This window comes from Hungatella hominis, from assembly GCF_014288005.1.
In the GTDB taxonomy this organism is placed as follows: Bacteria; Bacillota; Clostridia; order Lachnospirales; family Lachnospiraceae; genus Hungatella; species Hungatella effluvii.
The window spans coordinates 407,528-414,001 of record NZ_JACOPB010000005.1 but is presented as its reverse complement, the minus strand read 5'-3'; the positions used below and the strand labels follow the sequence as shown (position 1 = coordinate 414,001).

The window sequence follows — 6,474 nt, the reverse complement described above, 5'->3', positions numbered from 1 at the left end:
GCCCGTTAAAATTTACTATACACTCCATTTTTCCGTATTGTATTTTTACATTCCCAATCTGGAGTTTATTGTATTGAGCAATTATAGCGCTACTATCAAGTTTGTTCGCTAAATCACTATTTAACCGGGTAAGAAATCATAACAATTTGAGAGTGTAACATTTTGACCAGCCCCCTTACAGGGCTTATTTTATTGCCTGCGTCCGGCATGATCCGGCAGGCGGAAAGGAAATAAAATGGAAAAAATCAAAATCAATGAGAAACTGTATGATCTCCTAGTCAACGGAGTGCAGCTCACGGATCAGGGCGGGAGAGTGATCTTCCAGCCGGCGGCTGCCACGTTTGCAGAGGTTGAGGCTGACGTCAAGGCCACGAAGGCTATTACCGTACTGGACGATGCCGGGGAACCTATCCTGACACGCTCAGACCTCGTGTATGCGGGCCGTCTTACCAAAGACGATAATTACGTCGTGGGTACCGAACAGGTCCAGACAGGGACTGATCCTGAGTCCAGCGATCCGATCACAGAGACACGGGACGTGATCGGCACGGTAATGATTGCAGAGTTCCGGGCGCCTGATCTGCGGGAGCAGCTGGCAGCCACACAGGCACAGCTCGCGTATGTGGCAATGATGGGCGGCATTGACTTAGAGGAGGTGTAGGATATGAGTAAGTATAACAAGGTTAAGGGATATTACGGTGATGGGTACTGGTCGATTGGCATGGTACGCAATGCAGTCGGGCGTTGGATCACAGCCGAGGAGTATAAGGAGATCACCGGACAGGACTACTAAGGGGGACATCAGTGGATACAGTACAGACATTACTATCAATATGTGGCGCAATCAGCATTGTGGGAGGTGCTGCAGCCGTTATTGTTAAGGTGATCCGGCCGGCCTTCCAAATGTCTAAAAGGGTTGAAGTACTCGAACAGCATGACAAGCAGGATTACGACCGACTCAAAGCTGTGGAAGACATGCAGAAGCAACAATCAAAATGTCTGGCAGCAATGCTTAATCACCAAATTACCGGCAATGGAATTGAAAATATGAAACGGATTCGGGACGAACTTCTCGAATCTATTATAGATAAGTAGAAAGTGAGGAATTGAAATGGATATTAACACAGTTATGCAGTATGGATCGTACTTATTAATTGCTATCGGAGTGATGGCTTTTATAGTATCAGCTATTACACAGGTGATTAAGTCATGGCCTGGTCTGGACAAGCTTCCAACGTCGGCGGTGGTTATCGTCCTGTCTTTAGTGCTCTGCCCCCTGACCTTGGTGATGATAATGGCATATCTCAATCAGCCTATGGTATGGTATATGATTGTGGCTTGTGTCATAGTGGCTTTTCTGGTGGCACTTGTAGCTATGGGAGGCTGGGAAAAAATATCGGAAATATGGCAGCGCACAAAATATAAAAAGGGTGGCGGCCAATAGCGCCGGAGCCATTGCGATATCGCAACGGTTGCAATATCACAACTTTTTAGGGCCTGGGATTCCGGGCCCTTTTTTAATGAAAGGATAGGTAAAATTATGAGAGATATTACATTGTGCCACCCGCGGCTTCAGGCACTGGCGGGACGACTCGTCGAGGAATGCAATAAGCAGGGACTTAAAATTAAGATCGGTGAGACACTGCGGACCGTGGCAGAGCAGGACGCGCTTTACGCTCAGGGCCGGACAAAGCCTGGGCCTATTGTGACCAATGCGCCGGGAAGTAACTTCAGCTCCTACCACCAGTGGGGGACCGCGTTTGACTTTTTTCGTAACGATGGCCGCGGCGCTTACTATGATAACGATGGATTTTTCACTAAGGTGGGTAAGATCGGCGTCGCCCTGGGGCTGGAATGGGGCGGCAACTGGAAAAGTCCGGTAGACAAACCGCACTTCCAGCTTTCAGACTGGGGTAGTACTACAGCCGGTATTAAGCGGTTGTACCGCAATCCAGATGAGTTTATGCGCACCTGGGAGCCGGTGGAGGAGCGGATCGGCTGGATCAGTACGCCCAATGGTTGGTGGTATCGCCGCCCGAACGGAAGTTATCCGGCCAACAAATGGGAAGTCATCAACCATCGCTGGTACCTGTTTAACGGTGATGGATACATGTGTACGAGCTGGCACAGGTGGAACGGCAGCGTATGCGATCCTGAAGACGGTTCCGGGGACTGGTATTACTTCGATCCGACGTCAGGCGGACCGCTTGAGGGCGCGTGCTGGCGGAGCCGGGAGAATGGGGCCATGGAGATATGGTTTGTAGATCAGGCAGATAGTATATAGTTTTCGTACTTAAGAGCGAAAAAGGGGGATGATAATCCATCCCCCTTTCAAGTAGTGATTTATACGATATAAGACGAAAATAAACAAAGTAGCAAATATTTAGTATAACTCTATGGGGCTTTAAGTTCCTCTCACTTCCGTTTAAATCCTCTAAATCAACTTAAATTCTGCTTGAATATGCACTCGGTCTGTGGTAATATTAAAAAATAAAGTGGGGGTGTTGTATCCAATGGATGACGAAATTTTGACGGTTGCTCAGGCTGCTGCCTATTTGAAAGTTTCAGATAAGACGGTATTAAAATGGATAAAGAACGATAAACTCGTTGCTTCATTGGTCGGGCGTATTTATAGGATTAAGCTCTCGGACATCAATGATTACCTCGCTGCCAATTCCAACGGGAAGAAAGGAGTTAAGTCAAAATGAATATCGACTATATTAAAAAGCTAATTGTCAAATTGGGCTTTGCTCCGCAAGATGGCATAAGTGGTGTTTTTGTAAAACGATACGTTGCTTACGATAATTATCCTATTTTTGTTGACTTCAACGAGCAAAAAATCGAATATGCTCATCAAAGCATTCAGCAAAATAAACGTATTCGGCTAGGTGATTTAACAACTAGTAATTTTGACAAGTTGGAAAACTTCGTAGTACTTGAGTGTATTGATCGTTTGCTCACAAAAGGGTATCGCCCTGAGCGGCTTGAACTTGAAAAGAAATATCCTTTAGGGCGTAATCTTAAGGGTAAATTAGATATTCTCATTTATAATGAAAATGATGATTTTCCATTCTTGATGATTGAGTGTAAAACTTGGGGAAATGAGTTTGTAAAAGAGTCTGTAAAAACACTCAAAGATGGAGGGCAGATTTTTTCATATTATCAGCAAGACAGAGCCGCAAAGTTTTTGTGTCTGTATGCCTCGCACCTTGATGATAAAAAGATTGAATACCGAAATAATATTGTTTTGGTTGAAGACTCTTGGCATGATTTGTCCAGCGCAAAGGATATTCATGATTATTGGAATAAGAACTTCAAAGAAAATGGAATCTTTGAGGAATATGCCACACCATATGATATAAAACCAAAGGCACTTACATACGGGATGCTTAAAAACCTCAGAGAAGAGGATAGTGGAAAAATTTATAATCAAATAATGGAAATTTTGCGCCATAATGCTATTTCCGACAAGCCCAATGCTTTTAATAAGCTGTTGAATTTGTTTGTGTGCAAAATTATTGATGAAAATAAGAATCCAGATGATGAGCTTGAATTTCAATGGTTGGAATCCGATACTGATGAAAGTTTGCAAATGCGCCTTAATGACCTCTACAAAGATGGTATGTGGCGTTTTCTTGAAATTCGGGTAATCGATCATTCGGAAGATGATGTAACTAAAGCGTTAGAAGGTATTGATAACGCTATGCAAAAGCAACGCTTAATGGATATGTTTCGCGATACCCGATTAAAAAAAAGCCCTAACTTTGCCTTTGTCGAGGTTTTGGATGAGAAAACTTTTAAGCTAAACGCTAAAATTGTCCGTGAAATCGTTGAGTTACTTCAAGCCTACAAATTCAGATATGAGCAAAAGCACGAGTTCTTAGGAAACTTTTTTGAATTGCTGTTGAACACCAGCATGAAACAAGAGGCGGGACAATTCTTTACGCCTGTTCCTATTACTCGATTCATTATTTCTTCCTTGCCATTAAAAGAGTTTGTGCAAGGTAAAATTAACAGCAGGGAACGAAATGTTCTTCCTACGGTGATGGATTATGCCTGTGGCAGCGGACACTTTCTGACAGAATATATGGAGCAATTACAACACGTTTTAGACGAGAAACTTGACATTAGTCATGCTGCACCAGATATTCGTAAACAAGTAAGTGCTTGGCAAGGTGCGGTGAAATTCGCATGGGCAAAAGATTCAGTTTACGGGATTGATTTAGATAATCGTCTTGTTAAAACTACGAAGGTTAGCGCGTTTTTCAACGGTGACGGTGAGGCTAACATTATTTGGGCTAACGGTTTGGCTAATTTTGAAAAAGCTGAAGAATACCGTGGCCTTTTGCGTCAAACCCAACACTATGACAGAAAAAACAACGGACAATTTGACATACTGATTTCAAATCCCCCATATTCTGTGGAGGCTTTCAAAAGTACGCTCCAATACGGAGAAGAAACCTTTGAGCTATACGATAATATTACAGACAATAGTTCAGAAATTGAGTGTTTATTTGTTGAGCGCATGAAACAGCTTTTGAAGGTTGGCGGTTGGGCAGGGGTAATTTTGCCCAGTTCAATCCTTTCAAACGGCGGTATCTATTCAAAGGCAAGAGAAATAATCTTTAAATATTTTAGGGTGAAAGCGATTGTTGAGCTTGGTTCCGGCACATTTATGAAAACTGGAACTAATACGGTTGTGCTGTTCTTGGAGCGCCGCTCTGATAATGACGTTATAACCATTGAAAAAGCGATTAGTACATTTTTTTCCAGTCCTAAAGATGTAACTGTTATGGGAATTGAGAACGCCTTTTCAAAATATGTTGCCAATATATATGATGGCCTTGCCTTTGACGATTATATTTCTTTTATCAGTGGCAGGGCCAGCGTTGCTATGCAAGAACACGAGTTGTACTCTGATTACATAAAGGCCTTTGGTGATGATGTCTACACTAAGGGTATTGCGCTTGAAAAAGAGAAAATGCTATACTTCTTTCTTACCTATACTCAAAACATTGTGCTAGTGAAAACGGGGAAAAAGCAGGATGAAAAGACGTTTTTAGGCTATGAATTTAGCGAACGGCGCGGACACGAGGGCATTAAGCGTTTGCCGGGTGGCACGAAGCTGTTTGATGAAAATGGAGATTTGCTGAATCCGAAGAAAGCAAACAGTTATATCTACAATGCGTTTCTGGGTAAAGAAATTGTTATAGACGAGAGCTTATCTCACAATGTGTCATATGGACGCATGAGCGGGTTTATCAGCTATGGCACAAGTAAGTTTGATAAAGCTGTGAATTTGTCTAAGAAGACAACGTTTACTTCTTCTTTTCCGTCCGTTCGGTTGGGAGAGTTAGTGCAAATTATAAAAGGAGTTACTTATTCAAAAGAGGATCAAGTTTATAATGAAACAAATAACGTTATTTTAACTGCTGACAATATTACCAATTCTGGTGATTTTGATGTAGTAAAAAAAGTGTTTTTGCGCGCTGATTTAACAATAGATGGAACAAAGAAGCTAAAGCAAAATGATATTTTTATGTGCTTTTCAAGCGGAAGCAAAAGTCATGTGGGGAAAAGTGCATATATTTCATATAATACTGAATATTTTGCTGGCGGCTTTATGGGCGTCTTGCGCTGCAAATCAGAAGATGTTAGTATGAAATACCTTTGGGCTATATTATCTTCTAATCAGTTCAGACACATTATCAGTCAAGAAAGTACTGGAATAAATATTAATAACCTAAGTGCAAACTTAGCAGATATTAAAATACCTCTTCCACCACTCGATGTGCAGAAGAAAATTGTTGCGGAAATTGAGGAAATTGACCGGGAAGAATCTTATATTATTGAGCAAGTAGATGCATTGAGGTATTCAATTTTATCTGCTGTCAAGAATGGTGCAGCAGGAGAGCCGCTTGAGAAATTAGGAGTAGTGGCATCATATTCGCAAGATAGAATTTCTTGCGCGGAACTGTCAAGTGATACGTATGTGGGCGTTGATAATTTATTGCAAAATATGGAGGGTAAAGGTTCCTCTCAATTTGTTCCAAAGTCGGGAACGGCGATAGCCTATTCAAAGGGAAATATTTTATTGTCTAATATTCGTCCATATTTGAAGAAGATTTGGTTAGCCGATAATGATGGAGGAAGTTCTGGCGATGTTCTTGTGCTTAAAATGGATGACACAAAAATATCCTCAAAATATTTGTATTATTTATTGGCTACAGATGAGTTTTTTGAATACGAAATGCAACATATTAAGGGCGTTAAAATGCCACGAGCTGATAAGGCAAGTGTACTAAATTATAATGTTCCTATTCCATCTCTGTTCAAGCAACAAGAGATCGTTGCCGAAATTGAAAAAATAGAATCTGAGATTACAACTCGAAAAATGAGGCTAGAAGATTTGAAAAAACAAAAAGGTAAGGTGTTGGATAAGTACCTTTAATTCAATAGTGGCAACATTTAGGC

The 6,474-nt window shown here is 41.6% G+C and carries 7 protein-coding genes; all 7 read left to right on the top strand.

What is annotated here, in order from left to right; all coding sequences use genetic code 11:
• Positions 1–313 precede the first annotated feature (313 nt).
• The 7 genes from H8S75_RS14340 (at position 314) to H8S75_RS14310 (ending at position 6,451) form a co-directional block, all read left to right on the top strand.
• Positions 314–661 carry a hypothetical protein gene (locus H8S75_RS14340; protein WP_187022200.1) on the top strand — a complete coding sequence of 116 codons (348 nt, stop codon included), beginning with the start codon at positions 314–316 and terminating at the stop codon, positions 659–661.
• Positions 662–664: 3 nt separating this feature from the next.
• A complete protein-coding gene (locus H8S75_RS14335; protein ID WP_070102546.1) occupies positions 665–793 on the top strand; it encodes an XkdX family protein in 129 nt (42 codons plus the stop codon).
• A gap of 11 nt (positions 794–804) precedes the next feature.
• Positions 805–1,095, top strand: a complete 291-nt coding sequence (locus H8S75_RS14330; RefSeq protein ID WP_055659475.1) for a hypothetical protein — start codon at positions 805–807, stop codon at positions 1,093–1,095.
• A gap of 16 nt (positions 1,096–1,111) precedes the next feature.
• Positions 1,112–1,444, top strand: a complete 333-nt coding sequence (locus H8S75_RS14325) for a hypothetical protein (protein ID WP_055659477.1) — start codon at positions 1,112–1,114, stop codon at positions 1,442–1,444.
• Positions 1,445–1,540: 96 nt separating this feature from the next.
• Positions 1,541–2,284, top strand: a complete 744-nt coding sequence (locus H8S75_RS14320; RefSeq protein ID WP_187022199.1) for a M15 family metallopeptidase — start codon at positions 1,541–1,543, stop codon at positions 2,282–2,284.
• A 229-nt stretch (positions 2,285–2,513) separates the two neighbouring features.
• Entirely contained in the window at positions 2,514–2,708 is a 195-nt protein-coding gene (locus tag H8S75_RS14315; RefSeq protein WP_006772138.1) for a helix-turn-helix domain-containing protein, read from the top strand.
• Entirely contained in the window at positions 2,705–6,451 is a 3,747-nt protein-coding gene (locus H8S75_RS14310) for an N-6 DNA methylase (RefSeq protein WP_187022198.1), read from the top strand. The genes H8S75_RS14315 and H8S75_RS14310 overlap by 4 nt, the downstream gene beginning before the upstream one ends.
• Positions 6,452–6,474 lie beyond the last annotated feature (23 nt).